This is a genomic window from Sphingobium sp. ba1 (genome assembly GCF_000743655.1).
In the GTDB taxonomy this organism is placed as follows: Bacteria; Pseudomonadota; Alphaproteobacteria; order Sphingomonadales; family Sphingomonadaceae; genus Sphingobium.
In genome coordinates, this window is the sequence record NZ_JPPQ01000050.1 from 1,316 (window position 1) to 3,606 (window position 2,291).

The 2,291-nt window shown below is 69.2% G+C and carries 2 protein-coding genes; one reads left to right on the plus strand and one right to left on the minus strand.

Annotation, left to right across the window (positions count from 1 at the left end; all coding sequences use genetic code 11):
* The coding region (locus tag IL54_RS02670) for an enoyl-CoA hydratase/isomerase family protein (protein ID WP_081912747.1) at positions 1-844 on the plus strand (844 nt) is incomplete at its 5' end.
* Here the strand turns inward: IL54_RS02670 and IL54_RS02675 are convergent.
* On the minus strand, positions 766-2,154 hold the full coding sequence (locus IL54_RS02675; protein WP_052027524.1) for an amidohydrolase family protein: 1,389 nt from the start codon (positions 2,152-2,154) through the stop codon (positions 766-768). The genes IL54_RS02670 and IL54_RS02675 overlap by 79 nt on opposite strands.
* Positions 2,155-2,291: the final 137 nt, after the last annotated feature.

Here is a 2,291-nt window from a genome sequence, read left to right on the forward strand (position 1 = left end):
GGCGGACTGGTTGCGCGGGCTGCCTTGTCCGGTCATCGGCATCGGTGCAGGGCCATTGGCCAGCTCCTGCGATATCGTGCTGGCGGACGAGGCGGGATTGGCGGCGATCACGGCCAATGTCGCGGCGTGGCCCTTTGCGGCGATGCTGCTGGTGCAGCAATTGCGCCTGAGCGAACAATTGCCGATGGCCGCCGCGCTGACGGCCGAGAGCTTGGCCTTCGCGACGATCCAGCGGGGTGGCGAATTTCTGGCGTGGCGGGCGGGCGCTCCTGCTGCACCGTCGCACGCCGACGAGGCGGGGCCACCGGTGATGGTGGAGATGGAGGGCAGTCGATTAACGCTGCGCCTCAACCGCCCGGCCAGCTTCAACGCGGTCAATGTCGCGATGCGCGATGCCCTGTATGAAGTTCTGCGTGTTGCTCTGCTCGATCCGGCGATCACGACCATCCATCTGTCGGGCGCGGGGCGCTGCTTTTCCGTCGGCGGCGATGTGGCGGAATTCGGTCTCAGCCATGACGTCGCCGAAGCCCATTGGGTCCGCACGCTGCGCCTGCCCGCTACATTATTGGAGCAGCTTGCGCCGCGCGTGACGGCGCATGTCCATGGCGCGGTGGTGGGGGCAGGGGTGGAGATGGCCGCCTTTGCCGGACGGGTCGAGGCGCGGGCGGATAGCTGGTTCCAATTGCCCGAACTCAAATATGGCTTGCTGCCGGGGGCAGGGGGAACGGTCAGCCTGCCGCGCCGGATCGGGCGGCAGAAGACGGCCTATATGGCGCTGTCGATGCGGCGCATCTCGGCATCGCTGGCGCTCGAATGGGGATTGGTGGACGCGATCGTGCCATAGACAAGGCGGCCCGCCACCCATGTCGCGCGCACGGTCACGGCGGCCAGATCGGCGCGGGCGGCGGCCCAATGGCGATCGATCAGGCACAGGTCGGCGCGTTCCCCCACAGCGATCTTGCGCGGCACGGCAGGGGCGTGGGGCTGCCCCGTATAGAGAGCCAACGCCTCTTCGGGCGTCAGCACCTCGTCGGGGCCAAGATCGTTGGGGCGCTGCACGGCGGCGGCCATCGACGCCCAAGGGTTCAATCCGCCAAAGGGCGCGTCACTGCCCGCCGCCAGCCCCACGCCCGCCGCGCGCAGGCCGCGCAGGCGATAGAGCCAGCGGCGATCCTCCAGTGTAACATCGCGGCGATAGGCATCGCCCCGCTCGACGATGAAATGCGGTTGCGACACCGCGACCAGCCCCAGCCGCGCGATCCAGTCGGCATTGTCGGGCGTCACGATCGCGGCATGTTCGATCCGGTCGCCGACCATCGCGCCCGCTTCCGCGATCGCCGCGAGCGTGACGACCAGTTCGGCCTGGGTCACGCAATGCGACGCGACGGGGCGGTTTGCTGCATGCGCGCGCGCAACCTCCGCAACGAGCTGGTCGAGCGGCGGCAGGTCATGGTCATGATAATGGAGCTTTACCGCGCCCCGGCTGGCCAAGCCGACCGGCGGCGCATCGTCCAGCGTCGGACCACCCATCACCAGCAGATGTTGCGGCAGGCCCGCCTGCGCATAGCGCAGATAATCGGCCCGGTCATTGCGGGGTGTGACTTCGGTGAGGCCCGTGACACCCAGCGCGGCGAGCCGATCGCCGACAGGCCGCAGGTCGAGCGGCGTCACGGGCAGGCGGCCGCGCAGCCAGGCATCGCCGTCGATCAGCCGACCATCGGCAGGCGCGCCGCCGCCCAGTTCGCGCAGCGCCAGGCTGTTGAAGATCCACATCCGCCCACTGCGATGCTGGATACGGACGGGGCGGGCAGGGCCGTTGCGGTCGAGCCACTGCCGGTCGATCTCCCCTGCCACACTGGCATGATAGCCCACACCGCGCAGCCAGTCGTCGCCAGGTGCGTGATGCAGGGCAGCGATTAGGCCTGCTGCATCCCGCACGTCCGGCGGCCCGCAGCGCACGGACATCAGGCTGGCGGCCGTGGCGTTCAGATGGATATGATGATCATGCAGCCCCGGCAGCAACGCGCCGCCACGCGCATCCAGCGTCGGCTCGTTGGGCAGCGGGGGCAGGGCAGGGGCCATCGCCGCTATCAGGCCATCGGCCAGGCGGACATTGCAGCGCTGGCCGTCCACTTCCGCATCACGGATCAGCATGACGCCAGCACCCGGTCATTGTCCGCACCCGGTAGTGCCGCCGTGCCGACAGGCGAGCGCAGCGGATAAAGCGGCGCATCGTCGGCTTGTGCCTGCGCTTGCCAGTCGCGCAGCAGGGCAGGGGACGCAAGGCCCGC